Source organism: Nostoc sp., assembly GCF_036917315.1.
Taxonomy (GTDB): domain Bacteria; phylum Cyanobacteriota; class Cyanobacteriia; order Cyanobacteriales; family Nostocaceae; genus Nostoc.
In genome coordinates, this window is sequence record NZ_JBALDR010000051.1 from 178831 (window position 1) to 205498 (window position 26668).

Annotated in this window: 22 protein-coding genes; 13 read left to right on the forward strand and 9 right to left on the reverse strand. The window is 43.3% G+C overall.

The features are described 5' to 3' along the window. The first annotated feature begins 366 nt into the window (after window positions 1-366). From V7K84_RS24980 to V7K84_RS24990, 3 genes are all read left to right on the forward strand, one after another. Window positions 367-1095, forward strand: coding sequence for a MotA/TolQ/ExbB proton channel family protein (locus V7K84_RS24980; protein WP_334842009.1), 729 nt, complete (start codon window positions 367-369; stop codon window positions 1093-1095). A gap of 42 nt (window positions 1096-1137) precedes the next feature. Then, complete coding sequence (locus V7K84_RS24985; protein WP_334842011.1) at window positions 1138-1830, forward strand: ExbD/TolR family protein; 693 nt, start codon at window positions 1138-1140, stop codon at window positions 1828-1830. Window positions 1831-2197: 367 nt separating this feature from the next. Further along, entirely contained in the window at window positions 2198-2560 is a 363-nt protein-coding gene (locus V7K84_RS24990) for a phage holin family protein (RefSeq protein WP_289798955.1), read from the forward strand. 75 nt (window positions 2561-2635) lie between these two features. Here the strand turns inward: V7K84_RS24990 and psb29 are convergent, their stop codons facing one another. Next, window positions 2636-3343 carry a photosystem II biogenesis protein Psp29 gene (gene psb29 / locus V7K84_RS24995; RefSeq protein WP_334842013.1) on the reverse strand — a complete coding sequence of 236 codons (708 nt, stop codon included), beginning with the start codon at window positions 3341-3343 and terminating at the stop codon, window positions 2636-2638. A gap of 205 nt (window positions 3344-3548) precedes the next feature. On the opposite strand from psb29, the gene V7K84_RS25000 reads away from it, so the two are divergent. Then, a complete protein-coding gene (locus V7K84_RS25000; RefSeq protein WP_334842014.1) occupies window positions 3549-4154 on the forward strand; it encodes a chromophore lyase CpcT/CpeT in 606 nt (201 codons plus the stop codon). A gap of 48 nt (window positions 4155-4202) precedes the next feature. Here the strand turns inward: V7K84_RS25000 and V7K84_RS25005 are convergent, their stop codons facing one another. Continuing rightward, complete coding sequence (locus V7K84_RS25005) at window positions 4203-4571, reverse strand: STAS domain-containing protein (RefSeq protein ID WP_094351701.1); 369 nt, start codon at window positions 4569-4571, stop codon at window positions 4203-4205. 267 nt (window positions 4572-4838) lie between these two features. After that, window positions 4839-5879, reverse strand: coding sequence for an oxygen-dependent coproporphyrinogen oxidase (gene hemF / locus V7K84_RS25010; RefSeq protein ID WP_334842017.1), 1041 nt, complete (start codon window positions 5877-5879; stop codon window positions 4839-4841). Window positions 5880-6329: 450 nt separating this feature from the next. Between hemF and V7K84_RS25015 the strand changes: the two genes are divergently transcribed. The 8 genes from V7K84_RS25015 (at window position 6330) to V7K84_RS25050 (ending at window position 16006) form a co-directional block, all read left to right on the forward strand. After that, window positions 6330-6854, forward strand: a complete 525-nt coding sequence (locus tag V7K84_RS25015) for an SRPBCC family protein (RefSeq protein ID WP_334842018.1) — start codon at window positions 6330-6332, stop codon at window positions 6852-6854. Window positions 6855-7184: 330 nt separating this feature from the next. Beyond that, window positions 7185-8255, forward strand: coding sequence for an Mrp/NBP35 family ATP-binding protein (locus V7K84_RS25020; protein ID WP_334842019.1), 1071 nt, complete (start codon window positions 7185-7187; stop codon window positions 8253-8255). A gap of 160 nt (window positions 8256-8415) precedes the next feature. Further along, window positions 8416-9729 carry a rod shape-determining protein RodA gene (gene rodA, locus V7K84_RS25025; protein ID WP_334842020.1) on the forward strand — a complete coding sequence of 438 codons (1314 nt, stop codon included), beginning with the start codon at window positions 8416-8418 and terminating at the stop codon, window positions 9727-9729. 95 nt (window positions 9730-9824) lie between these two features. Continuing rightward, window positions 9825-10022, forward strand: coding sequence for an NAD(P)H dehydrogenase subunit NdhS (locus tag V7K84_RS25030; RefSeq protein WP_099099801.1), 198 nt, complete (start codon window positions 9825-9827; stop codon window positions 10020-10022). Window positions 10023-10101: 79 nt separating this feature from the next. After that, on the forward strand, window positions 10102-10758 hold the full coding sequence (locus tag V7K84_RS25035) for an HAS-barrel domain-containing protein (RefSeq protein WP_292735362.1): 657 nt from the start codon (window positions 10102-10104) through the stop codon (window positions 10756-10758). A gap of 149 nt (window positions 10759-10907) precedes the next feature. After that, window positions 10908-13046 carry a cation:proton antiporter domain-containing protein gene (locus V7K84_RS25040; protein WP_334842026.1) on the forward strand — a complete coding sequence of 713 codons (2139 nt, stop codon included), beginning with the start codon at window positions 10908-10910 and terminating at the stop codon, window positions 13044-13046. Between the two features lie 470 nt (window positions 13047-13516). Further along, window positions 13517-14467, forward strand: coding sequence for a UDP-glucuronic acid decarboxylase family protein (locus V7K84_RS25045; RefSeq protein ID WP_099099803.1), 951 nt, complete (start codon window positions 13517-13519; stop codon window positions 14465-14467). Between the two features lie 147 nt (window positions 14468-14614). Further along, window positions 14615-16006, forward strand: a complete 1392-nt coding sequence (locus V7K84_RS25050) for a UDP-glucose dehydrogenase family protein (RefSeq protein ID WP_334842028.1) — start codon at window positions 14615-14617, stop codon at window positions 16004-16006. 178 nt (window positions 16007-16184) lie between these two features. On the opposite strand, the gene V7K84_RS25055 is transcribed toward V7K84_RS25050, so the two are convergent. The 6 genes from V7K84_RS25055 to V7K84_RS25080 form a co-directional block, all read right to left on the reverse strand. After that, window positions 16185-16979 carry an LmeA family phospholipid-binding protein gene (locus V7K84_RS25055; protein ID WP_334842030.1) on the reverse strand — a complete coding sequence of 265 codons (795 nt, stop codon included), beginning with the start codon at window positions 16977-16979 and terminating at the stop codon, window positions 16185-16187. Window positions 16980-17462: 483 nt separating this feature from the next. Next, the gene (locus V7K84_RS25060; RefSeq protein WP_334842032.1) at window positions 17463-18425 is read right to left on the reverse strand and encodes an aldo/keto reductase; all 963 of its coding nucleotides are present in this window, start codon (window positions 18423-18425) and stop codon (window positions 17463-17465) included. Between the two features lie 295 nt (window positions 18426-18720). Then, a complete protein-coding gene (locus V7K84_RS25065; protein ID WP_334842033.1) occupies window positions 18721-19026 on the reverse strand; it encodes a small RNA NsiR4-regulated ssr1528 family protein in 306 nt (101 codons plus the stop codon). Window positions 19027-19386: 360 nt separating this feature from the next. Next, window positions 19387-19641 (reverse strand): hypothetical protein, encoded by a 255-nt coding sequence (locus V7K84_RS25070; RefSeq protein WP_334842034.1) that lies wholly within the window; start codon window positions 19639-19641, stop codon window positions 19387-19389. A 93-nt stretch (window positions 19642-19734) separates the two neighbouring features. Further along, a complete protein-coding gene (locus tag V7K84_RS25075; protein ID WP_334842035.1) occupies window positions 19735-22842 on the reverse strand; it encodes a phosphoenolpyruvate carboxylase in 3108 nt (1035 codons plus the stop codon). Between the two features lie 84 nt (window positions 22843-22926). Continuing rightward, a complete protein-coding gene (locus V7K84_RS25080; protein WP_334842036.1) occupies window positions 22927-23181 on the reverse strand; it encodes a hypothetical protein in 255 nt (84 codons plus the stop codon). Window positions 23182-23653: 472 nt separating this feature from the next. On the opposite strand from V7K84_RS25080, the gene V7K84_RS25085 reads away from it, so the two are divergent. Then, window positions 23654-26668, forward strand: coding sequence for a DUF1574 family protein (locus V7K84_RS25085; protein WP_334842038.1), 3015 nt, complete (start codon window positions 23654-23656; stop codon window positions 26666-26668).

Genomic DNA, 26668 nt, shown 5'->3' on the forward strand with positions numbered 1-26668 from the left:
TGAAATTTCAGGTTATATCAATTCAAAAAATGTTTGCGGCCAAACACCCCACCCTCACTGACACGCACCCTCCCCGAAGCCTTGGAGAGGGTTGGGTAAGGTCTTTATCTATGTATTGCATTCTTTTTTCAAATTGGTATTACAAGGAAGTTTAGCAAAAGTATGCCAAAATTTATCGGTCTATGATTCAATTGCCTACCCAGCAGCAAGTTTGTACAACAGTATCATTCAAATACGTCATCCTTACACTGTTTTTTTAGGTTTTCGAGAAATTTATATTTTGGAAGTCCCTCATTTTGCATTAATCTCTAGAATTAAAATGCCTTAGCACATTTGCTTTAGTCGTGGAGGGAGGAAGCTTAAACAGTGGATATTTTAGATTTGTTTTACAAGGGTGGGCCAGCGATGTGGCCAATGCTCGTTCTGTCGATTCTGGCTTTGAGTGTGATTTTCGAGCGTATGTGGTTCTGGTTGCGAATTTTGACTCAGGAAAAGCAAATAGTCGATCGCATCCTGGATGCTGCCCAGGATAATTGGGAAGTAGCTGCGGATATTGCAAAACAAGCAAGCCATCAGCCTGTCGGGCGTTTTCTCTACGCCCCTCTACGTTTCGCGAAAACTGATGCAGAAACTTTTCGACTAGCACTGGAGGCTACAGCAGAAGACGAATTAGCTGGGATGCGGCGAGGCGAAAAACTTTTAGAAGCCGTGATTGCTCTAGCGCCGTTGCTAGGATTGTTGGGAACAGTTTTGGGTTTAATCCACTCTCTTCGCTCAATTCGGATTGGCGATTTGGGAACTGAATCTACTGCTGGGGTGACTACTGGTATTGGTGAATCCTTAATTAGTACGGCAAGTGGGCTAATAGTTGCCATTATTAGTTTGGTATTTTACCGCCTATTTCAAAGTTTTGTAGTCAACCAAGTCAAAGTTTTTCGGAAGGCAGGGAATGAGATGGAATTGCTCTATCGCCAGTCTCCTCCTGACTTTAGCAATAGGACATCAGCAATTGTGCGAGAAAATTTCACTCCACCCCGCAAGCCAGGAAAGACTAGAGTTTCTGAACCTCCTGAACCTCCGAATACACCTAATTAATAGTCAATAATTCAACCCCCAAACCAGGTTTGTGAGTGAGACATGAAAGTTAATCTACATAGTCCAATTGAAGAAGTCCAAATTCAAATCATCCCTTTAATTGATGTCGTTTTTTGTATCCTGACATTTTTTTTATTAGCGGCTTTACAATTTACACGGCAACAGGCAATAAATGTTGATTTGCCTAAAGCCAGCCCCAGTACAGTTTCTGGAATAACGTCACAGAGTGGAAGTGTGATTGTGACCATCGATGCTGTGGGCAATACTTACATAGAAAAACAGCCTGTAAAACAGGAAGATTTGAGACAGAGTTTAAAACAGTATCTGCAAGCAAACCCCAATGCCGTTGTCGTGCTGAATGCTTCGCGCACAGCAACTTACAATGATGTGATTGAGACATTGGATTTGCTACGACAAGTAGGGGGCGATCGCGTTTCTTTGGGAATTATTCCTGGCCAATCTCAACCATCCATAAACTCGCCTAACCAGCCTGCTGTCCCTTCTTTCCCAATCAATCCTGGAACTGGTGCATTACCAGGAATCAATCCCGAAGGGAATATTACCCCAAAATTCCCCTTAGCACCTAATTCTGTACCCTTTCCTAGCATCACTCAGCCTCCAGCTGGCCAAGGCATCAGTCCTATCAATCCTGGTATTTCTCCGGTGGTTCCTAACTCAACAGCGCCTCAAGCGCCTGTAGCACCCAAAAAAAACCAACCTCCTCTTAAAAGATGAGATAGGGGAATGGGGAATTGGGGATGGGGCATAGGTTATTCTCTTTGTCTCTTTGTCTCCTTGTCCCCCACTCATCATTCCCAATTCCCCCTTCAAGTCTTTTACCAAACCTAAAGATATCTAGAATAAATCTCGGCTAAAGAAAAAAAAGCTGCTAATTTACAAATAATTGGTTGAGCTTTAAAGATTTTTCCACCTATAGATTGAGGAACATAATCACCAATTACCATCCACATTTCATACCAAATTGGGGAAGGATGTTCAAATAGGTTAACAGATTGAAAAGCGCTTGTATCAAGCGTGCTTCAGTGTGTCCTAATTACGAACTACGAATTACGAATTACTAATTAGTATCAGGGGTTGTGGCATGAACATCGTGACGCTTTTAATTGTTTGGGTCGTAACCGCTATCAGCTTGTTGATAATTAGTAAGTTGCCTTTGGGAGTTGAAATTGATACTCCTGGTAAAGCGTTTCTTTCTGCCGCAGTTCTTGGTATCGTAACGGCAATAGTCAGACCGATTTTAAGCCTCATTTTTGCAGTACCAAATCTACTCACTTTGGACTTATTATCCGGCATTTTCACATTTATGATTGCCGTGGTTTGTTTTAGTATTGCTGCTTGGTTAGTAGAGGGCTTTCGCTTGCGCTACGGAATTTGGAGCGCTGTTATTGGGGCATTTACGCTGACTATAATTAACAGCTTAATATACAAAATATTGGGCGTCTAAGGCTAAGAGTTAGGAGTGAGGAGTTATTAACAATTCCTCACTCCTAACTCTTAACTCATCATTGTCAAATTCTAACTATTCGTTGGAACTTGGGGGAGCAACTGGGGTAGTTGATTGTTGTTTACGTTGCTCGCGTTTTTTGCGATCGGCTGAGAGGATATCTGCCATCACTACTAGCGCTTGCGCCATTTTATCTAGGTTAGAACGGTATAACTCCAAATCCTTGTTGAGTTTGTCATCGGAGAGGTGCAAGCCAGCAGCGATCGCTTTTAGCGCCTCAGTGAGTTGCTTTTCGTCTCTGACTAATTCGGGATCTGATTGTTCTAATAACGAAAATACACCAATTGCGAACAAACGGTTGTATTTAAAGTTAGGATTATTGGCGATCGCTTGTAGGTTTGCTTGCAAGTCAGCATCTCTATCTAAGTAAGTAGTTTGGCCCAGCCACCCAATTAAATCTTTAACTGGCAAACCTTTAGCTACAGCTTGCAATCTTTGGGCATCCTGTCGATATTGTTGCGGATCTTTTTCTATAGCCTGACATAAGGCGTTAAAAATTGATTCTCGATCCCGTTCTGGTTGATAGCCTTCCATGAAGCGGTCAAAAGTAGTGACGACACCCAAGGCATAAATTGGATTGTAGCTAAAATCGATATTTACTGACAGCAGATGCATTTCCACCATCAATTCTTCTACTACCCGACGATAAATAGTGTTGATCGGACGGGTGTGAAGATTGTAGAAAGTTCGCTTTGTATCAGAGACTGTACGGACGTTATTCACAAAGAAAAAAGAAATGTTAAGGGCGACGTATCTTTATTTTCTCGCTTAAAGGCTACTTTGCCAAGTTGAGCTTTTAGCGGGTGACGGTTTCATTTACAATATATACACATCAAAAGTATTTTATAAGCTGGTAATTAGAGCAAATAAGACCTTTTCTCCTAAAAAACTAGCCAAAAATTATTATCCTTAACGATTTATTGTATTTATGAACTTCTCGCCACAGTTAATTGCTTTAGGTGAGTACCTAGCTGGTGAATTTGATAATCGGGAACAAGCCATAGCAGAACCAGTTTGGTATGTCCACCTCCGTCTGTGGCAAAGACCAGTTAATCTGTTCGCAGAAGATAGCATCACCTTATTTGCTGAACAGGCTAACGTTATTACCTTAGATCAACCTTATCGCCAGCGAATTATCCGGTTGCGTCAAAGCAGCGACTCTGACGCAACGGTGGAAGTACAATATTATATGCCTCAAGATCCAGGTGCATTAAAAGGCGCAGGTGATAATCCTGCTTTATTAAACACACTGACATCCGAACAATTAGATTTACTACCAGGTTGTATCCTAACAGTTACTCAGGAGAAACTACCTGGCGATCGCTATAAGTTTACCGCTACCCCACTACCAGAGACTAGTTGTAGCTTTACTTATCTTGGCAATAGCATCCATGTTTCTTTGGGTTTTGCAGCTACAGCGACAGAATTTCACAGCTACGACAAAGGAATTGATCCCGCAACTGGAAAAGCAACCTGGGGAGCGATTATGGGCCCTTATCGCTACACCAAGCGAAATCAGTATTCAATAAAATAAAGTTATGAGTTATGAATTAACTCCTCACTCTTAACTTCTAACTCTTTTTTAGCTGGCAATGCTACGAGGTACACCTTCTAAAGCTTCCTCTTCTGTTTCAAAGATTTCAAAAACAGTATCCATCATCGTCACTTCAAACACGAGTTTGGCTTCTGGATGTACATTGCAGATGCGGAAACTGCCTTTGACTTTATCAGCATCACGCATTCCAGCTACCAAAGATGTAAGACCAGAACTATCAATAAAATTTACCTGAGCCAAATTTACAACTACATGGCGACTGAGTTTGGAAATACACTCTTGTAACTTCAGGCGAAATTGCCAAGCCGTGGTGATATCCAGACGGCCTGATGGTGTCAAGACGATAACAGTGTTTCCGTCTTGGGTTGTATAAGTTTTTTGGTCTATATGAATCACTAAAGCCCTCCCCGTGGCATTCCTTTTAAGATTAACTAGTGACAGAATTTTCTAATGCTGTCACTTGAGATTAACAAGCTATAGCTAAATTTGTCACCCTTTTCGACTAAGTGCTTAACTTTAGTAGTTATAACTCACCAAAATAGTGGGGAGTGGGGAATGAGGGAAATGAGACAGCGGGGGAAGATCGCTTTCTTATAACTCCAAACTCCAAACTCCAAACTCAGCACGGGCTAAACCCTAGCTATCCGCTAACAGCACTCAGAACTATTTGGGTGTCCAATTGATCCAATCTTGAGGTTTGAGGAAAGTGTCATACAACTCGGCTTCAGGGGAATTGGGTTCCGGTTGATAGCCGTATTCCCAGCGCACTAAGGGAGGTAGGGACATGAGAATTGATTCGGTGCGTCCATTGGTTTGCAGACCAAAAATAGTGCCTCGGTCATAAACCAAGTTGAATTCTACATAACGTCCCCGGCGGTAGAGTTGAAAATTCCGTTGGCGATCGCCATACTCTATCCCATTGCGCCGTTCTACAATTGGTACGTAGGCTGGTAAAAATGCTCTGCCACAGTCTTGCACAAAGCCAAACAAATCTTCCCAATTGCGGGTTGCTGGTGTTCCCACTTGGTTGCTATAAATAGCCGCTTCCCCATTGGGATTTGGCCCGCGATATAAAGCACCCTGCCCATCTTGGTAATCAAAAAACAGACCACCTACACCCCTTGTCTCGTCACGATGCTTGAGGTAGAAATATTCATCACACCACTTCTTAAACACCGGGTAATACTCTGGGTGGTGTTGGTCGCAAGCCTGCTTTAATGTTTTGTGTAAATGTGCCGCATCTTCAGCAAAGGGGTAATAAGGTGTCAAGTCAAGACCGCCACCAAACCACCACACTGGCCCCGCTTCAAAGTAGCGATAATTGAGATGAACTGTAGGCACATAAGGATTGCGAGGATGTAAGACCATTGAAGTGCCTGTGGCATAAAAGCCATGCCCTGCGGCTTCCGGGCGTTGGGTTAAAATTGAGGGTGGCAAATGGGAACCCTGAACTTCAGAAAAGTTTACACCTGCTTGTTCAAATATTGCACCATCTCGCAGCACGCGCGATCGCCCTCCTCCTCCTTCTGGGCGTTCCCAACTATCTTCATTAAACTTAGCCACACCATCTAGTTTTGCCAATGATTCGGTAATTTCGACTTGCAGTTGTTTCATAAACTGACTGACCCTAGCCTGAGCGTCAGGTGCTGGCAAAGACTTGGATGATTCTGCTTCTACAGTTGGTGTTTGCGAGTTGGTCAACATAGATTCCCGAACCTAAATTACAATTTCCAGAAAGCCACAAATTTTTCATTTTAAAATTTGGGGGAAACACGCGCCAACAATCTAGCTCTATTTGCCCAACCCGCTTTTTTCTTCCTGGGTTAAGCATTTATACGATTGATGGGCATCACTAGAGTTATTTTCCCTCAAATGCGTATAGGCTTGTATATTGAATTAGTTTTTTTTGAAATTATTAATTGGAATATTCTGGTATAAAGACTAAATTTTAGTCTTAAGCTTGAGGTATCAACGATTTGACTGGCCCACTCAGAAATTTTTTACCATATTGCTGATGTTGGCTGTTAGGGTGTGTATCGAATCGGGGCTTGCTATGTTTAGGGCATTTTTGAGAAAGTTTTAATTTAGCAGTTAAGCGTAGTTTAACGCCATACCAGAGTTACCAGAAAGTGTCTAGGGAGGAGGATTAGGAAAATGCAAGGCTGGTTATCCAAATTCATCCACCGCAAACGTCGTCGGTTTTGCGCTTCTCTGGTGTGGACTTATCGAGAGATTAGTTCTGCTTCTGTAGATGAATTGTGGCAAAAAGTGGTTGACTTAACAGATGTTTCTTGGCATCCACAACTTAAGAGTACTAATGTTCCCCACGGATTAGTACCCAAACCAGGATTAATTTTTCAAGCTGTAACACGCTTTTCACCGATTCCTATCAGAATTTTTGTAGAACGCGTCAATCCCAGAGAGATGCTGAGTATCCGCGTGATGGCGATTCCTGGAATAGAGGAACGGATAACTTACCAAGTAGAGTCAACAGTTTGTGGTACTTGTTTGTCTTATTCTGTAACCCTACGGGGTTGGTTATCGCCCTTGATTTGGTCTTTATCTCGTCCTTATGCAGACCGCGTTGCACGATCTTTAGTCGAGGCAGTAGAAAAGACGGCATTACCAGCGGTATCTGGTAATAAAAAATCCCTTAATGACAGTTGTTTTGATTTTTAGGTATTGGGGATTCGGGAACAAGCAAAGGAGCAGCACTTCTCTACGAGAGGCTGCGCTCTGATTACCGAGGAGCAGGGGAGCAGGGAAGCAGGGGAGCAGGGGAGAAGAGTTTTCTCCCCTCAGCAAGAGTACCACCCTGCTCTTCTGTTTCTTTTAAATGCCCAATGCCCAAAGAAAGTTAAGATTCTATTAGGTAATAATGCTATTTGTTAAGTTTTATCACGGCAGTAACAGTGATAAAACTTCGCTGACCTTACTTAAGAAGGCATCCAGTTAATAGCTAAGATGTTCCTCACAAGTGTATTTATTCTTTTTGAATTTTGAATTTTTATGTACGATGTCCTCGATTCCCGCTCTGTCTTAGAAGTTTTGCGACCAGTTGAAGACCCAGAACTCCGCAAAAGTCTGGTAGAACTGAATATGATTCGCAACGTAAAAATTGACGGTGGTAAGGTTAGTTTCACTTTAGTATTAACCACTCCTGCCTGTCCTTTACGTGAATTTATTGTCGAAGACTGTCAGAAAGCTGTCAAAAAACTCCCAGGCGTTACAGATGTCAGCATAGAAGTGACGGCAGAAACACCGCAACAAAAAAGTTTACCCGATCGCACTGGCATTTCTGGAGTCAAAAATATCATTGCTGTTTCCAGCGGTAAAGGTGGCGTTGGTAAAAGTACGGTTGCAGTGAATGTAGCAGTGGCTCTAGCCCAAACTGGAGCGAAAGTCGGCTTGCTAGATGCTGATATTTACGGGCCCAATGACCCCACCATGCTGGGTTTGTCTGATGCTCAAATTACTGTGCGTTCTACTGAAACAGGTGACATCCTGGAACCTGCTTTTAATCACGGCGTCAAATTAGTTTCAATGGGCTTTTTGATTGACCGAGATCAACCAGTAATTTGGCGGGGACCTATGCTCAATGGTGTAATTCGCCAGTTTCTCTATCAAGTTGAATGGGGTGAACTGGACTATCTGATTGTAGATATGCCACCGGGAACGGGAGATGCTCAGTTAACTTTAACGCAAGCAGTGCCGATGGCAGGGGCAGTAATTGTCACCACGCCGCAAAACGTAGCTCTGTTAGATTCTCGCAAGGGATTGCGGATGTTCCAGCAAATGAATGTTCCGGTATTGGGGATCGTGGAAAATATGAGCTATTTTATCCCCCCCGATCGACCAGATAAGCAATATGACATTTTTGGTTCCGGTGGTGGCTCCAAAACAGCTGCTGAATTGGGAGTGCCACTGTTGGGGTGCGTACCGCTAGAGATTTCCACGCGAGTTGGTGGTGATAGCGGTGTACCGATAGTTGTTGGCGATCCAGATTCAGCTTCAGCAAAAGCATTAACAGCGATCGCTCTTACTATTGCTGGTAAAGTATCAGTTGCTGCCCTGACATAATTATAAATTTTGATTTCTATCTACTTCCTGGGCTATAGCTTGGGAATACTAGGGACTGGGTGTTAGGGATTAGAGAAGTTGGGGAAGAATAAATATTGATTATTGACTAATTCTCAAACCCCAATCCCCAACAATTAAAGCTAAAGTCTAAACTGGCACAATGTTGTTAAAACGATCGCTCCCCAAAATTCGCTGGAAGTCTTGGGTTAAGCCCTGGCAGCATGTAGATTGGCTACTTTTTTGTTTGCCGATTGCTGTCAGTATTTTTGGCGGCCTGATGATTCTCAGTACGGAACTGAAGCAGCCAGTAACTGACTGGTGGTGGCACTGGATGGTAGCGGGTATCGGCGTGCTTATAGCCCTATTTTTATCTCGCATCCGTTACGAACTCTTGATGCAGTGGCACTGGGTAACATACACACTGACAAACTTCAGTTTAATTGCCGTGATGATTGCTGGTACTAGCGCCAAAGGGGCACAACGGTGGATTAGTATCGCCGGGTTTAACGTGCAACCCTCAGAATTTGCCAAAGTCGGCATGATTATCACGTTAGCAGCTTTACTACACAGGCGGACTGCTTCTAGCCTCGAAGGTGTTTTCCGCGTTTTGGCAATCACCGCTATACCTTGGGGATTAGTATTTTTACAGCCAGATTTAGCAACATCACTAGTCTTTGGTGCGATCGTCTTAGGAATGCTTTACTGGGCAAATGCTAACCCAGGCTGGTTAATTCTGATGATTTCTCCGGTGGTTGCCGCCATTTTGTTTAGTATATCTTGGCCTTTAACAGAGCCGATAGTTTTATTCAAAGAACTATCTTTTGGGCCATTAGGATTAATTTGGTCAGTTGCAATGGCTATTGTGGGCTGGCAAACTCTTCCCTGGCGTCGATTTGGTTTAGGTGCTATCGGTGCGTGGACTCTCAATATATTGGGTGGCGAATTAGGAGTCTTCGCCTGGAACCATGTTTTGAAAGAGTATCAAAAAGACCGACTAACTGTATTCATGAATCCCGATCACGATCCACTCGGCGCAGGTTATCACTTAATCCAATCTCGCATTGCTATTGGTGCTGGTGAAATCTGGGGATGGGGTCTGTTCAAGGGGCCAATGACGCAACTGAATTTCGTACCGGAACAGCATACAGACTTTATTTTTTCCGCAGTGGGGGAAGAATTTGGTTTTATTGGTTGTTTGGTAGTGCTGTTTGTCTTCTGCTTAATTTGCTTGCGTCTACTGCATGTTGCCCAAACCGCCAAAGATAACTTTGGTTCCTTGTTGGCTATTGGCGTTTTGTCCATGATTGTGTTTCAGCTGATTGTCAACATTGGCATGACTGTTGGTTTAGCACCTGTGGCAGGAATTCCCCTACCTTGGATGAGTTATGGGCGTTCTGCGATGCTGACTAACTTCATTTCCTTGGGAATAGTAGAATCGGTAGCAAATTTTCGACAAAGGCAGAAGTATTATTGATTCGTCATTAGTCATTTGTCCTTTGCTAATAACTAATGACAAATGACTATTAACAAGTATTAAGCTATTAAAAGGAAACAAGCGAGGCTAAAAAAATGATTCTGCCTGGAGCAACTGTTCGCGTCAAGAATCCCGCAGATACCTATTATCGCTACGAAGGACTCGTGCAACGGCTGAGTGACGGCAAAGTAGCCGTATTATTTGAAGGTGGTAACTGGGATAAATTAGTTACCTTCCGCCTGAGCGAATTGGAACTCGTAGAAACCACCGCCGGTCGTAAAAAAGCCAAATAAGATTAGTCATTAGTCATTTGTTCTTTGTCATTTGGCAAAAACTAATGACTAATGACCAATGACTAATGACTAAATCACTATGCGCCTCCCCCTACCACAGTTTGCCACTGGCGATCGCCATCCGAACCACATTGCGGAGGTGATTGAAACTACTAGTACCGAATTTTTAGCTCAGTGTTTAGAGCCAGAAGATTTAAGCTTTCCCTCGATGCCACCCTTTGGTAGTTGGGTCTGTTCTGTAGATGAAGAATCTGGCAATCAAATTTATGCTGTAGTGTATTATGCCACAACTATGCCCATAGATTCCGTACACAGGGCGAGAGCATTAGGGTTGTCATTGCAAGACTTACGGGAGGAACAACCCCAAATATTTGCCATGCTCCGCACAGAATTCCGGGCTGCGATCGTGGGATTTGAACTATCTTCGCAAAATCAAAGTTATAACCAAAGAGTATATCAGTATCTTCCACCCCGTCCCCCGCAAATTCATCAAGCTGTTTATCGATGTGAACCAGAAGCTATCATTAAATTTACTGAAGAACTAGATTTTTTACGGACACTGCTGTGTATAAATGGTGCGCCAATAGAGTCTTTAACCGCAGCTGCCATTCGAGATGTATACCAGTTACGCAAAGCTGACCGACAATGGCTAATTAAAGCTGGACGTAGCTTAAGTGTGCTACTTAAAGACGACTACGATCGCTTACGGTTCATTTTGAGTCAAATCCACCCGTAGGTAGTTAATTCTTAAATAATCGCCTAGTTAGTGTAAATTAAGAAGATTTTTGATTTTTCGTCAGGTGGCTTCTCTATTTATTCATATTGATCGGGCGATCGCCCCCAAGGTAATCGCTGTTTTACCATAGCCCCTTCAATTCCTACATCATGGAACTCATATCACAAGTTCTTGTTCTGGAACCAACTTCCCAAGTTCTTGGCAAAGAACCAATTGTTCCCTTTGCTATTTTGCTGGTGGTCATCTTAGTTATACCGATCGTGTTTGAGCGGCTAAGATTACCAGCATTAGTGGGTTTGGTTTTCTCAGGGCTAGTACTTGGGCCTTCAGGTTGGAATCTTTTTCAGTCTGACTCACCGATGATTAACCTACTATCAGACATTGGGTTAATTTATTTGCTGTTTGTCGCTGGGCTAGAAATTGATTTAGAACAATTTCGCCGAAAAAAAAGTCGTGCCTTTGGGTTTGCTAGCTTTACTTTCTGTGTACCCCTACTCATGGGAACTTTAGTAGGGCTGATTTTAGGCTATGGCTGGAATACTTCAATCTTAATTGGCTCTTTATTCGCTTCCTATACCCTTTTGGCATACCCCATAATCAGCCGTTTGGGAGTGGTAAATAACGAAGCTGTTACTGTCACCATTGGAGCTACAATTTTTACAAATATTGGCGCAGTACTGGTATTAGCCATTTGTGTAGCTGTCTCTCATACTGAAGCATTCAGCTTTGCGAAACTACTCACTTTGTCGGGTTGGTTAATTATTTACTCTGTGGCCGTTGTGACAGGCTTTGATTGGGCAGGCAAAGAATTTTTCAAACGGTCTGGAGACGATGAAGGAAACAAGTTTTTGTTTGTGTTGCTTTCTGTGTTTCTGGCAGCTGTGGGCGCTCAATTGATTGGGGTAGAAAAAATTGTTGGTGCTTTTTTAGCGGGTTTGGCGGTGAATGAAGCTGTGGGTGAAGGCCCAGTCAAAGAAAAGGTGGTCTTTATTGGCAGTGTGCTGTTCATTCCCATTTTCTTTGTTGACCTTGGCTTACTGATCGATTTACCTGCTTTTGCAAACAATCCGAACACGCTTAAGTTAACGTTGTCGATCGTAGTTGGTTTGATTGTCAGTAAATTGATCGCAGCTTTGTTGACAAAACTGGTTTACCGCTATAAATGGCAAGAAATGCTAACGATGTGGTCGCTGTCACTTCCCCAGGTTGGTACAACCTTAGCAGCAACGTTAGTGGGATATCAGGCTGGGTTGCTGCCACTGGAAGTATTACACAGTGTGATTATTTTAATGCTTGTCACATCAACCTTGGGGCCGTTGATAACTAGTCGAATAGCTGTTGGTTTGAATTCCCCACCAGATGAAGATCCAGCACCACCCCTAGCTGAGGAGAACACATTAGAAACAGACAGTGCTTTTACTATAGTCGTGCCTATATATAATCCTCAGACCCAGCAGTATTTGATTGAAATGGCCGCTTTATTAGCGCGTCAGTCTCAGGGCAAAATTATACCTTTAGCGATCGCTACTGCTGCTGCTCAGATGGATGCGCCCCAGTTAGAAGCGTCTCTACAACGGAGTGAGTGGTTATTAAATAAAGCCACGACACAAAGTCGAGCCTTGGACGTAGGTGCAGAACCAATGCTGCGAATCGATGATGCCTTTGCTCAAGGAATTAGCAGAGCAGCTCGCGAACAAAAGGCTAATTTAATTGTTATGGGTTGGGGTAAACGAACTGGGTTACGAGCGCGTTTATTTGGGAATGTGATTGATGGTGTGCTTTGGGCATCTCATTGTCCAGTAGCAGTGACACGTCTAGTAGAATCACCGAAAAAAATTCAGCGGATCTTAGTACCAATAGAAAATTTAACAGCACCGACATTACAACCTGTACAATTTGCCCAGATGCTAGCAGAGGCAAATCAGAGCCACATTACTGTGCTGAATGTGTGCGATCGCCGCACTAGTTCTAGTAAAATTGCTTGGAGGCGATCGCATCTCTCCCTATTGGTATCTAAATTGGCTTTAGCCAATGCCCCAGAAATTCAAATTATCGCTCACGAAAATGTTGCCCAAGCAATTTTGCAGGCAGCAAGATTATATGATTTAGTAGTTTTACCTTTTATACGTAATCGTACCAGTCCTGGAGGGTTAGCCATTAGCGATGTCACAACCCAGCTAGCCAGACAACTCACCTGCTCAATTATCATGCTTGGAGAACCGCAACGCACTCAAAGCACAAATTTAATTATGTCTACTACGGTTAGCAGCATTACATCTGCTGTATGATGTAAGGCAGAATACAGTTCAAGTAAGTGGACTTTGGCTGCGTTAGGGTAGTCTGCCGGAGGCATCAAATTTCCGAAAATATTGGCAATAAATGAATCGCCTGTAGGGATTTACATCTGTATTATTTGCATATATTTGTAGCGCGAGTGTCAACCCGAACTCGACTAATTTTTGGTATCCAATTCAAAACTTAATAACCGTAAAAATACTTTATATTTTTGAAGATTTGATAAAGATCGGCTGAACAACAAACAATTTTTAAACAATTTTTGTTATTTTGCTAATTGAATTCTTAAGAAAACAGGTAAAAATATAACAAAACTACAAGCGTTGAAAAAATAGGTAAGTTCAACAACAATTTTTGATTGAGCCTTGTTCTTTTTTTTTGTTTTGTATTTTTGTACCCAAGGTGGGTAATCTAAAAGTAAGTGCAATAGCTACTGAAAATATTTGTAAGTAACTGGGAAACTATGAGAATTTTGGTGACGGGCGGTGCTGGGTTTATTGGTTCCCATCTCATCGACCGACTAATGGCTGCTGGGCATGAAATAATATGCTTGGATAATTTTTACACTGGTCATAAACGCAACATTTTGAAATGGTTAGGCCATCCGTACTTTGAATTGATCCGTCACGATATTACCGAACCAATTCGGTTAGAAGTGGATCAAATTTATCATTTAGCTTGTCCTGCTTCACCAGTACATTACCAGTACAACCCAGTTAAAACTGTTAAAACTAACGTAATGGGAACACTGAATATGTTGGGGCTAGCTAAACGTGTGAAAGCAAGGTTTTTCTTAGCTTCTACTAGTGAAGTATACGGAGATCCAGAAGTTCATCCCCAAACTGAAGAGTATAGAGGTAGTGTCAATCCCATTGGAATACGTTCATGCTATGACGAAGGTAAAAGAATTGCTGAGACTCTAGCATTTGATTACTACAGGCAAAATAAAGTTGATATTCGAGTTGTGCGGATATTCAACACCTACGGGCCGAGAATGTTAGAAAATGATGGTCGGGTGGTGAGCAACTTTATAGTTCAAGCCTTGCAGGGTAATCCTTTAACTGTGTACGGTGATGGTTCGCAAACTCGTAGTTTCTGCTACGTTTCCGATTTGGTAGAAGGATTCATTCGCCTAATGAATAGCGACTACATTGGCCCAATGAACCTAGGCAATCCTGGTGAATACACGATTTTACAATTGGCACAAACTGTGCAAAATATGATCAATCCAGATGCGCAGATTAAGTTCGAGGCACTACCTTCGGACGATCCCCGCCGTCGCCAGCCGGATATCACAAAGGCAAAAACTTGGTTAAATTGGGAACCTACCATTCCTCTGCAAGAGGGTTTAAAACTAACAATAGAAGATTTTCGCGATCGCATTCAAAGCGATGTCAATAATTCAACCACCTGAGTTACGTCTAGCGTCGCTCTAAATTTTCATCCAGGCTAACCCATCGGTAGCTAGTATATTTAGTTGCTGAGTTTTCCCAAGTGTCTAAGTGTAAAATTGATAACTTCTTTTTGAAGATTAAGCCCAAATAAGTGAGGAGTTAAATAAATGCGTGTTTGCGTTATTGGTACTGGTTACGTTGGTTTAGTTACAGGTGCTTGCTTGGCTCATATTGGGCATGATGTAATTTGCGTAGACAACAACGAAGAAAAAGTTAAGTTGATGAAGTCTGGGCAATCTCCAATTTTTGAGCCGGGACTCTCAGAAATTATGCAGTCTGCCATTCAAACAGAGAAGATTCATTTTACTAGCGATCTTGCTGCTGGAGTTTCCCACGGAGAAATTCTGTTTATTGCTGTGGGAACGCCACCTTTACCGACTGGTGAAAGTGATACTCGTTACGTCGAAGCTGTAGCCCGTGGGATTGGGGAAAATCTCAACGGTGGTTATAAAGTCATAGTGAATAAATCTACAGTACCCATTGGCTCAGGTGACTGGGTGCGGATGCTTGTTCTAGATGGTGTTGCAGAGCGGCAGAAAAAACTGATACCCGCTGGTGGAGTGCCAAATGATGAGAAATTACCTGAATTTGTAGCCGAGTTTGATGTAGTCAGCAATCCAGAGTTTTTGCGCGAAGGTTCGGCAGTTCACGACACCTTTAACCCCGATCGCATTGTACTAGGAGGCAATAGCCAAAGAGCAGTAGCCTTAATGCAACAACTGTATGCCCCGATTGTGGAACGCAAGTACGCTGAGGATCAATCTTTACCCCCAGTGCCAATTCTGGCAACAGACCTGAGTTCGGCGGAGATGATCAAATACGCCGCTAATGCCTTTTTAGCCACTAAGATTAGTTTTATTAACGAAGTTGCTAATATTTGCGATCGCGTTGGTGCTGATGTCACCCAAGTAGCCAAAGGTATCGGTCTAGATTCACGCATTGGTAACAAGTTTTTACAAGCTGGTATTGGTTGGGGTGGTTCTTGTTTTCCTAAAGATGTCTCAGCTCTGATTCACACTGCTGATGACTATGGTTATGAAGCCCAGCTACTGAAATCCGCTGTCAGTGTCAACGAACGTCAGCGGTTGATTGCTTTGGAAAAACTCCAACAAGTTCTGAAAATTCTCAAAGGCAAAACAGTCGGACTACTCGGACTGACTTTCAAGCCAGATACCGACGACTTGCGAGACGCCCCAGCACTCATCCTAATTGAGCAGCTAAACCGACTAGGAGCCAAAGTCAAAGCCTACGACCCCATTATTTCTCAAACAGGTATGCGTCATGGTCTTTCTGGGGTGTTAGTAGAAACCGATGCTGAAAGACTAGCTGATGGCTGTGATGCTTTAGTACTCGTCACCGAATGGCAACAGTTCAGCACTCTGGATTATGTGAAGATGGCGAAACTGATGGCCCACCCCGTTATCATCGATGGTCGTAACTTCCTCGACCCCGAAGCAATGATCCGCGCTGGATTTCAATATGTAGGTGTGGGAAGATAGAAAGTTAAGAGTTAGGAGTTAGGAGTTAGGAGTGACAAATAAAAATGAATTACAATAATTAACAACTCCTAACTCCTTTCAAAACCTAAAGATTTAAACTACCGCCTAGAATCATCTAGGCGGTATTTAATTTATTTAAAGCTTCATTTTACATTAACTTTTTGCGTGTAATATTGCATCAAGCGCTATTTGGAATACGTTCAATTTCAGCATATCCACTGAAAATAATTTTTTGACCTTCAGTTTCTAATCGATTGATGCGCATTTTCACTCCATCAAGGTCAAAACGATCCAAATCGACCATATTATCTAAAATTTCTACCAGCGCTACGCTCAAGGTTTGCGAAATTTCCCGTTGTGCTTCTGGCACTTGGTCAAGTTGAATTTTCGGATCTTTGAAAGAAACTCGCCGCCGTCTTTCAATACCTACAGTTAGAATCATGCTCAGGGGTACGAGTTCGCCATTATTTAAATCTGCTTTTGCTACAAGCTGTAAGCAATTTTCTGGCAATAGCTGTATCTGGACATCTGTAAAGGAGACTGGTTCACCGCCAGATAATTCTGTCAGTGATGGTACGGTGAGGTTAAGCAGGCGCTTTTTCACCAGTTCCGCATTAAAGGCTTGGTTTATGCCTGCTTCTGATAATATGACTTGAGCGATCGCTTGAGTGGGCTGCTTCAGGCTAAGTTTGCCACTTAAAACCGAGCCGAAGTCAATGGCAACCGCATCAGTTTCAAACGACATCTCCTCAACTGCGAAATCTCTGCGAATCACTAAGCCACGACCGCTCATTTTGAAGCTATCAATGCTGCCTTGCAAGAGCTTGCTGGAGGGGTAGCAGCGCACAAAGACTTCTACTGACTCGCTTTGGGTAAACAGGTGGCGAATCGTTTGGCTGGCGACTGTGTTGAGCATCCGCTCTCCCCAATCTGTGCCTTTAGGATCTTGTAAACCAGTAAGTCCGCCGAACATGTGGTTTTGGGTCTCTAGAAGTTCTTTGTACTTTTGTAACAAATCATGAAGAATACAGCAAGCGATCCCGTGATTAATTGTACTGATGGATAGGCATAGAATGGCTGATGGTTGATGAAGTAATGTATGAAATATTACTAATTCAACTCAAGTAGGAAGAAAGTCGCAGCGCGTAGCCGAAAGGGAAAGAAACAGAAACCTAAGTCGTGAGTCTTAGGAATCCCCGACCGTTCACGGCGAGGTGGATGTCAAAATCTTAAATTCATTAATTAAAGTTGCTAGAATCAGATGATTATATATCAGTGATTCTAGTCTGGATTGGTCATCATTGCGCACTCAAAGCCGGAGGACATAGTTTTAAAAGTTAGTGGCGGGATGCTTGGGTAAAAATGAATTTTGCTTGGGAGCGAATGAAACCAGAAAGATATCAGTGGTAGCATATTCGATGTCTGAAGTTCCTCCACAGACAACACGAAGAAAGGATCACGCTGACATCAATTGCTGGATACGCTGTGGTTCTTCTCCTAGCCAATCTGGATTTTGAGCAGTGCTGTCGAATATTGATGAGGTTTTGAACGGCTCAAACTCGCCGCGTGATGCCGCTTCTGCCGTTTTTGCTAAGAGCGATCGCACTTGTTCGTCATTCATTGGCTGGAAAGTCCGCACTGCTTCAAAGGCTTGCTCTAGAATTTCCATACTGTCAATTCCGGTAATCACAACCGATGTCGGCAAATTCAAAGCATAATGCAAACACTCAATTGGCGTTACAGTTTTTGACCGTAAAAGAATACCGTTTGCCAAGCTTTTCATTCCCAAAACGCCAATATTTTGTTTCACAAGTTCTGGCACAACCAGCTTTGCAAAGCTTCGGTAGTGGGCATCCATGACATTTAGCGGCATCTGCACTGTATCAAATTTAAACCCTTGAGCCGCTGCAACTTCCAGCGTATGTAGATGAATATGGGGATCTTTGTGCCCAGTGAAGCCGATGTATCGGAGTTTTCCAGCTTTGCGCGCCTCAATTAAAGCAGCATTTGCCCCTTCTGGGTCGAAAATTCGATGGGGGTCTTCGTATCGAATCATTTCGTGATGCTGAACAAGATCGATGCAATCCACTTGTAGGCGTTTAAGTGATTCGTCTAACTGTTTTGTGGCTTCTTTCTTAGAACGACCATCGATTTTCGTCATCAGAAACACCTTATCCCGGTAGCGATCGCGCAGCGCTTTGCCCATACGAATTTCGCTAACTCCACCGTTGTAATCCCAACTGTTATCCATAAAGGTGATGCCGCGATCAATGGCTGTTCTCACAATGCGGATAGCCAGTTGCTCATCAACGTGCTTTAAGGCGATGTGCCAACCACCCAATCCGATGGCGGAAACTTTCTCTCCCGTACTACCGATAACTCGATATTGCATTTCTGAATTTGACGTAGTTCCTGACATCTGTTCTCCAAGTCTTTCAGCTATTACTCAAGTACATATAGCCATCTGCCAATTCAAACACAAGGCAAAGCTGACAATATCTTGCTGAAGATACACTTTTCGACGAGATTAGGAGAAGAATCAAGAAGCCAAAATACCGATGGCAATTTAAGATGTGTGAGGTAAAGATGTGTTAAGCCCAGATGTGTGGCAGTAGGGAATTAGCAGCATTACCCTGTGCGAAGGAGTGTCAGAGTTTGCCGCCAGACATAACTAAAGTAGCTTATCTCAACGAACTCCTAACTCCTAACTTTATTTATTTACCACTATAGAAAAAGGCAATTTCTTTCTCTTTTAGGGGCGCGAAATCGGCATCTACAAGTAATTGGTCGAGTTCTGCTTGGGGAATGTGTTTTGCACCAATGCGCACAATACGCGATCGCATCGTATTAGATACACCACTGCGCTGTCTGTTGCCTTCTAGCGCCATAACTTTACCATAAAGTTCTAGCTTGGCAGGGGGAATGGCAGAACCATCAAAATCAATTCCCTGTGCGATCGCTTCATCAATCGCATCAGCCCCTGTAGTAGTTTGATTCCCTGGGTTAGTTTCGGTAGGCATGGTGATTTTCTCTTCTTCGCTATGGGTAGATTTTACCAGCCTTACTGACACCAAAGTTGCCCTAACTCACGTTTACAAAAGTTTTCATGTATTTGAACCACATCTGTTTTAGTTTAGAGGCGCAAGGCCTTGCATTGGTGTCAACTTAAGCTGAAACTCCTTTAAAACCTCGTTTCCAGCCAGAGCCTGGAAATGCTGCTCCTGGTGGCTCTGCCGCCAGCTAGGGAGGCAGAGCCTCTAGGACGGCATTCCCAGTCGGAGACTCGGAACGAGACAATATCTCAAAGCTGGTTCTAGGCTGACTTTCACGTTAAGTTGACACCAATGAAGGCCTTGCGCCCCTACTGCATGGTCTCTTTACTAATCACGAGCTTGTCGCGTCACTAAACCACCAACAAACGCCCCTAAGATAGTGCCTGTCCATAGCCCTGTTGTGCTACCTTGCCACATTGCACCTGGTGTCATCCAAGCGTTGCACATCTCCTTTAAACCCCAAGGTTGGTTTTGGCACTTTTGGCTATGCAGCATTATGGTGATTTGCCCACTGGTGTAAGCACCAAAAAAACCTGATGACAGCGCCAAAAAAGTGCAAATTAAAATTCTGTTTTTTGTCATTAGTCATTAGTCATTGGTCATTGGTCATTGGTCATTGGTCATTATGCGCCATGCCCAATGCCCAATTCCCAATTTCCCATTCCCCATTCCCAATCAGCCTGTATTTCTCATCCCGGCTGCAATACCATTAATAGTTAACAATGCTCCTCGCAGTAACTCGCCTTTGCTGTAACGAGAATGAATAACTCCAGAAGTAGCAGCAGTATTTTGGGACTGTCGTAGACGCTTGAGTAGTGAAACTTGGATAAATCCCAAGGGGACAATTGTCCCATTACGTAACTGCACAGATCGTTGCAATACCGGATCGCCATCTAACAGTCGATTGTGATCGGTGATTTTTAACACCAAATCCCTTGTCAGATAGAACTCGCTAGCAATTTGGTCAAAAACCTTGGCAAAACGAAGTTGATCTTCTGGTTTTGAGAGTTCTTGGACGTAGTGGTGTGCCATTTGCATATCTACTTTTGCCAAAGTCATCTCGGCCTTAGAAATCACCATCTTGAAGAAGGGCCATTTAACGTAAAAGTAGCGCAGTAATTTCAAGTGTTCTTCTGGTTCTGCGTTCAAAAATTCTTGTAATGCTGTGCCAACGCCATACCACGAAGGAAGTAAAAAGCGAGTTTGCGTCCAGCTAAATACCCAAGGAATAGCTCGCAAACTGCTTAAATCTTTCTTACCAGATGGACGGCGTGCGGGACGAGAACTAATTTGCAGTTGGCTAATTTCTTCAATGGGAGTTACTTCGTGGAAGAAATCAACAAAATCAGGCTGTTCGTAGATTAAAGCACGATAATGTTGACGCGATCGCGCTGCTAATTCTTCCATAATCTCATTCCAGGGTTCAATATCATCAAACCCTGTTCGCAGCAGGCTAGCTTGAATCACAGCAGTGGTGATGGTTTCCATGTGGTACAAAGCCAAGTCCACCAAGGAATATTTGGAAGCTAAAACTTCTCCTTGTTCGGTAATCTTGATTCGCCCATTGATACTATGACCTGGTTGAGCTAAAATCGCTTCGTAAGCGGGGCCGCCACCCCGTCCCACAGAACCGCCGCGTCCGTGAAAAATCCGCAAATTTAGATCGTAGTTTTCTGCTATTTGTTGCAGGGATTTTTGAGCTTTATGAATTTCCCAATTGCTGCTTAAAAAACCAGAGTCTTTGTTGCTGTCAGAATACCCCAGCATTACTTCTTGTAAGTTTGTGGGAAGCGGGGAGGAAGCAGGGGAGCAGGGGAGCAGGGGAGCAGGGGAGGCAGGGGAAGCAGGGGGGGATGAATTTTCATCTGCACCTTCTGCTTTTGTCTGTTCGTAGCCGCCGGCTAATAAAGCACGATATAACGGGAGTTCAAATAGTTTCCGCATAACGCTTCTGGAGCGTTGTAAATCTTCTACTGTCTCAAATAGGGGAACTACTTGAATAGTTCCGACGGCAATGGCGGGGTCAAAAAGTCTGGCTTCTTTGGCTAACAGTAGTACTTCTAGCACGTCGCTCACATCGCGGCACATGCTGATAATGTAAGTTTGGCAGATGTTGAGACCAAATTCTTGTTGGAGCGATCGCACGACGCGAAAGGTTTCAATTACATCGTTGGTTTTTTCCGAAAATGGCAATTCTGCCGGAATTAATGGCCGACGGGTTTGCAGTTCTCCTGTGAGCCAAGCAACTCTTTGCTCCTCGGATAGTTCGTTGTAAGGTTGAGGTAATATTTGCAGGTATTCCAGGATCTCATTCAGCGCATCGGCGTGACGAGATGATTCTTGGCGGATATCTAGCTGTGTCAAGTTAAAACCAAAAATTTCTACTTGACAGATGAGATTTTCTAATTCTCGACAACTTAAACCTGTTTCTGTCAAGTTGCGCTGAATCATTCGCAGTTCTGCTAAAAAATCGGCACCCGAACGATATAGGGGGCTATCTTGATTTGTTGGCGTTTCCCGATTGTACAAAGCTAGATTGCGATCGCGAGTATTTTCCAGCCGTTTCAGTACGTAAGCCAATTTCAGCCGATAAGGTTCTTGTCGATAACGCAGCGCCAGCGCGTCGTAAACTTCACTCAACTGGGACTGATCCAATTCTAGAGATTCTAGTAAGTCTGGTAAAACATCACTCCAGTGCATCGACACACTCAACAATTCAATCAGATTTTTCACTGACTGAATATATCTCCCGATCACCATTTTGCGCTGATAGCAAGCTGTTTTCCAGGTGATTTCGGGTGTGACTGATGGATTCCCGTCTCTGTCTGAGCCTACCCAAGAGCCAAAAGAGCAAAAGTTTTTACTCGGTGGTTCTAGCCAAGGAAAGGTATTGGATAGAGTGTGTTTGAAACGTTTATACAGTTGCGGAATGCCATCAAATAAAACTTCTTGGAAGTAGTGCAGGGCATAATCTACTTCATCTAGCACTGTGGGTTTGAACTGGTGAAGTTCGTCTGTACGCCACCACAGGCGAATCTCTTCGAGCAATTGTTCGCGGACATCTATTGCTTCCCAAGGATATGCTCCTGGTGTAGTTCCAGAGTGATTTTCCAAGGTATCCAGTTTTTGCAAAAGTTGTACCACCTGTCGCTGCTTATCTCGGATGGTATGACGAACAATTTCCGTTGGATGCGCTGTAAAAACTAAGCGCACATCCAGATGCGCAATTAGACGTTGAATTTGCTGGGGTGGGACATTCAGTTTGAATAAATAGGGAAACAAGGCAGCAAAAGTACCTTTTGGTTTGACTTGCGCCTTTTCGAGATAATTCTTTTTGAGGAAGGCTGCTGCTATTCCCTTGCTAACGGGCGCATCATCTTCTCTTTGATTGGAAGAATAGTTAACATTAGACGGTGTTTCCGGCTCCATAGCCTCTGTTTCTGCTTCATAACGGCTCAATTGCTGCCGTTGTTCGTATTCTTGCTCTATGATGTTAATCAACTGAAAATACAGAGCGAAAGCACGAGCCGCGCGAATTGCTTCGTTGATATTTAGTTGTTCAATTAATTTGACGGCTGAAGATGCTTGGTCATTTGTTGCTTGTCCTTCTGGCGAACATAAATCGCGCAACTGACGCAACAAGTCCACCATATTTTGACCACATTCTTGCCGGAGAACTGACTCCCACAATTCTTCCACTACCTGGAGACGATGGCGCAAAAATAATTCCGACACCGGGTATATATCAGCAGTTTGAGACGAAGAGTATAAAAGGGAACCCATATTCTCTATTCTTGTAAAGCTAATTACTGTTTACGGTTCTAGGTTTTGCACTTAATGCTCACCGGGTTGTTCCTGAGCAAATAATTATTTGGTGTATATCTTCTCATCTTGATTGATTTCGCGTTCATCTGGGAAATCTAGATTGGGTAGGCGATCGCCTCGAAATAATTCTTCACTAGCTTCTCCTATGGCTTCTAGTGCTCTTACTGTAGTTTTTCCAGTAATCAGCAGCAGTAATATAGACGCTGTACCTATTTGTAAAAGGAACGATTGAGGAATGGGAAATAAATCCAGATTGGATGCGGGTTTAGGTGAAGACTGTTGGTTGGCAGGAGGCATTGCTAATTTTTGGTTATGGGAAGCATGAGTAAGAAAGAGTTAGGAGTTATGAGTCAGGAGTTAGGAGTTAAGATGACTCCAACGATAAAGGGAGGGAGTTTAATGAGATAAGCTTATTGTTTGTTTCGCCCATCAGGGGCATTAGAGCAGTGGGACGCAAATCCGGCTTTCAAGGACAAGTTATCAACCAGTCATATAGAATTATTCTGACTCCTGGCTCCTAACTTTTAACCCCTAATTCCTAACTCCTAACTCCTAACTTCTGATTTCTGACTCCCTATTAGTAAAATAAACGCAAAACTCAACATTAGTCAGACTTGCAACCTATACAAGACTATCTTGTCCGATTTTGTGAGCTACGAAGGTAACAAAATTGTTAAAAAAAAACGTCAGAGTGTGATAAACCTATGGTTCTAGTTTACAAGTGCAGGCACTATCCCCCAACCATCGCTTCCTGTAAAGTTAACTGAGCATGAAAACAGTATTACCAGATCGCCAGCAATCCTTAGTGCAATGGGTGAGCCAAGCAACAGGGATCAACACTTTCGGAGTGAAAGTCCGGTTGCGGGGAAATGACCTTCATATTCTTTGTGAAGGTACAGAATGTCCGCAGCGTTGGCGTACTTTGTCTGATTTGCTGCAAGCACTACAGCAAACAAACTTAGATATCCTCACAAGCAGCGAACAAACTTCAATATATCAAGTATTTGTCTATGGCCGCAGAAAAGGGGAACAGCGCCCCTCATGGTGCCATCGAGTTCACTTGAATCAAATAGATAAGCATCTCGATCAGGTGCAACAAGCGCTGCTAGCAGACTCGGAAAAATCAAAACAACCGGGTGGGGCGCTAATTGTCTCTAACGAAAGTTTGGCACGCCAAGGCAATCCAGAAGCGATCGCTCGATATTTGAGCGAAACTCTGAGTACGTTAGGTGTATCGGTACAGGTAAAGATTAAGCTATATAAGCCCAAGAATTCTCAGCCAGAAGAAAATCGCCTGTGGATATTTTGCCAGTCGAGTTATAGTCCTGATGCATCGTTGCTTGCCGAACCAATAGCACAAAAGTTGCGTTATCTCAAGCTTTCCGGCTACCAAGATGCCGTAATTGTTTCTCAGGTGAGCGGCGAAACTGCCCCGGATTGGCTGCTGCGGGTGGATTTGACGCCACCAGAGGTGATGCTGAAAGAGTGGGCGCGTTGGGGAGATGTCCAAGCGATCGCTCGATTATTAGCTGAAGTATTATCAGGATTAAAAGTTGGCGTCCAAGTTTCTCTAAAAGAATCAACGCTACATATTTTTTGTATCCCAGCTTTCGATCCTTTAGGAACTGCTCCGATCCCAGACAAGGTAGTGTGCTTAGAGGCGATTTTACCGCAGCTAGAAGCGATCGCTCCTCAAGGCATTCTCGCCGCCACTATATACGGACAAAAAGCAGGTGACAAGGAACCCACTTGGATTGATTGGCTGGCTTTACCCGCAGCAAACTATCCCGCCTTTGCCATATCACCACTAGATTTGGCAAATACTGGCGATGAACCAGCGATGGTATTTTTACTAGAGCGCTTACTCAATCCTGATTTAGATTGGAGACTATTGACAGGTGGAATTCGCGTACTTCTACTGAACAAAAATGGTTTATTGCACATTATGTGTGATGCACCTGTCTGTCCACAGCGACAACAAGTAGCAAGTAAAATTACGCAGTTTATCCGCCAGTTAAAAATTTCCGGTATTATAGGAGTACGTATGTACGGTCGCCGTGCTGGGAATAAAGAACCTTTTTGGCATTATGGCGTCGATCTTGAACATCGCCAACGTTTAGTACCAGAAGCAACCCCAGAATTTGCTGCTACTTCTATATACATTAACGATTTAGTAACATCTGAGACTAGTGAACCAATTTTGCGCCCAGACTTAACGACAGAAGAAGTTCAAAATTTCGTAACCGAAGTAGCGCGAGATTGGATAGCAACGGCGAGTTCAACTGCGAGAAAATTCCTGCTGAAAAGTCAGCTATTTACCGAAAGCAACGAGTCAGCGGAACGTAACCATGATGTTCAAGGAATTAAAATTGCTCTGGTTTGGGGAACACTGGGATTATTACTTACACTCCAAACTGATTGGGTATTGGGTCGAATTATTGCACGTAATACGCCCACGCCAAAAGTAGCTAGTGCCACCCTCCCATCTCCATCTTCCGAGCAAAAGGCATCTTTGACATCTGGGAAAAATCAGACTGAGAAAACGACATTTTTTAGTAGTACTTCCAAGACAAAATCTCCTCCAAATCAGAGTTCTGTATTTAATGCTTCGGAATTTACCCAGAGTGATGATACCCCAAAAAATAATTTGGCAGCCGCACCACTGAAGGAAAAAGCAACCGCAACAGCTATTCTTTTAGCAGCGCGATCGCAGATGCCAAGTTTTAATGTCAGGCAGTTAGACGAGCAACTAGCACTCTATAAACAGCGTTTAGCTAGAACTGGTAGTCCCCCAGATGTGTTAATTATTGGCTCCTCCCGCGCCCTCAGAGGAGTAGATCCCGCAGCACTTTCTAAAGCTTTAGCAACTCAAGGCTATCCAAATCTTGACGTGTTTAACTTCGGGATCAACGGTGCTACGGCACAAGTTGTAGACTTTGTGATTCGTCACGTACTAGAACCATCAGAACTACCCAAAATAATTATCTGGGCAGATGGGGCGCGTGCTTTCAACGGTGGACGCGAGGATATTACCTTTAAATCGCTTGCGGCATCCGTTGGTTATAAGCAAGCATTCCAAAAAACAGCAACCACTGCAAGTAGCAATGATTTACTAGAGAATACAGTAAATTCGGGAGAAGAAAAGACAAAGGAAGAAAAACAGGAGATTAGTACTTATGAAGCCGTCAATCAGTCGTTAAATCAAGCTCTAGCCTCTGTTTCTACCAGCTATCAAAACCGCGACCAAATTAAAAGTTTACTACAAAAACAATTGCTCGTATTTGGTAAGAATCAGACAGTTGCATCACAAAAACAGTTGACAGACGGTACTTCAGATGAAAGTATTTCCCAGCAAGCCGTTGACTTTGATGGCTTTCTACCCTTGTCGATTCGTTTTAATCCCGCGAGATACTATCAAAAACATTCTAGAGTTCCCGGAAATTATGACAACGACTATAAATCTTTCCAAGTAGAAGGACAGCAAGATACTGCTTTTCAAGAAGTGCTTCAGTTTACCCAGTCTCAGAAAATCTCTTTAGTGTTTGTCAATATGCCTCTGACGGGAGATTATTTAGATCCAGTGCGTAAACAATATGAGCAACAATTTCAGCAATATATGTTGCGTTTGGCTACTAATCCCAACTTTATTTATCGTGATTTGAGCCAACAGTGGCCAAAAGTAAATGATTTCTTTTCCGATCCTAGCCACCTCAATCGGTTTGGTGCATACGAAGTCTCGAAAAAGCTAGCTAACGATCCGATGATTCCTTGGCCAGTGAAGTAG

Bases quoted from the DNA above. Each gene is read 5' to 3' on its own strand.
- V7K84_RS24985 (WP_334842011.1), top strand. From the start codon at position 1,138: ATGAAAGTTAATCTACATAGTCCAATTGAAGAAGTCCAAATTCAAATC.
- V7K84_RS24990 (WP_289798955.1), top strand. From the start codon at position 2,198: ATGAACATCGTGACGCTTTTAATTGTTTGGGTCGTAACCGCTATCAGC.
- V7K84_RS25000 (WP_334842014.1), top strand. From the start codon at position 3,549: ATGAACTTCTCGCCACAGTTAATTGCTTTAGGTGAGTACCTAGCTGGT.
- hemF (WP_334842017.1), bottom strand. From the start codon at position 5,879: ATGTTGACCAACTCGCAAACACCAACTGTAGAAGCAGAATCATCCAAG.
- V7K84_RS25015 (WP_334842018.1), top strand. From the start codon at position 6,330: ATGCAAGGCTGGTTATCCAAATTCATCCACCGCAAACGTCGTCGGTTT.
- V7K84_RS25020 (WP_334842019.1), top strand. From the start codon at position 7,185: ATGTACGATGTCCTCGATTCCCGCTCTGTCTTAGAAGTTTTGCGACCA.
- rodA (WP_334842020.1), top strand. From the start codon at position 8,416: ATGTTGTTAAAACGATCGCTCCCCAAAATTCGCTGGAAGTCTTGGGTT.
- V7K84_RS25030 (WP_099099801.1), top strand. From the start codon at position 9,825: ATGATTCTGCCTGGAGCAACTGTTCGCGTCAAGAATCCCGCAGATACC.
- V7K84_RS25035 (WP_292735362.1), top strand. From the start codon at position 10,102: ATGCGCCTCCCCCTACCACAGTTTGCCACTGGCGATCGCCATCCGAAC.
- V7K84_RS25040 (WP_334842026.1), top strand. From the start codon at position 10,908: ATGGAACTCATATCACAAGTTCTTGTTCTGGAACCAACTTCCCAAGTT.
- V7K84_RS25045 (WP_099099803.1), top strand. From the start codon at position 13,517: ATGAGAATTTTGGTGACGGGCGGTGCTGGGTTTATTGGTTCCCATCTC.
- V7K84_RS25050 (WP_334842028.1), top strand. From the start codon at position 14,615: ATGCGTGTTTGCGTTATTGGTACTGGTTACGTTGGTTTAGTTACAGGT.
- V7K84_RS25055 (WP_334842030.1), bottom strand. From the start codon at position 16,979: ATGTTCGGCGGACTTACTGGTTTACAAGATCCTAAAGGCACAGATTGG.
- V7K84_RS25060 (WP_334842032.1), bottom strand. From the start codon at position 18,425: ATGTCAGGAACTACGTCAAATTCAGAAATGCAATATCGAGTTATCGGT.
- V7K84_RS25065 (WP_334842033.1), bottom strand. From the start codon at position 19,026: ATGCCTACCGAAACTAACCCAGGGAATCAAACTACTACAGGGGCTGAT.
- V7K84_RS25070 (WP_334842034.1), bottom strand. From the start codon at position 19,641: ATGACAAAAAACAGAATTTTAATTTGCACTTTTTTGGCGCTGTCATCA.
- V7K84_RS25075 (WP_334842035.1), bottom strand. From the start codon at position 22,842: ATGGGTTCCCTTTTATACTCTTCGTCTCAAACTGCTGATATATACCCG.
- V7K84_RS25080 (WP_334842036.1), bottom strand. From the start codon at position 23,181: ATGCCTCCTGCCAACCAACAGTCTTCACCTAAACCCGCATCCAATCTG.
- V7K84_RS25085 (WP_334842038.1), top strand. From the start codon at position 23,654: ATGAAAACAGTATTACCAGATCGCCAGCAATCCTTAGTGCAATGGGTG.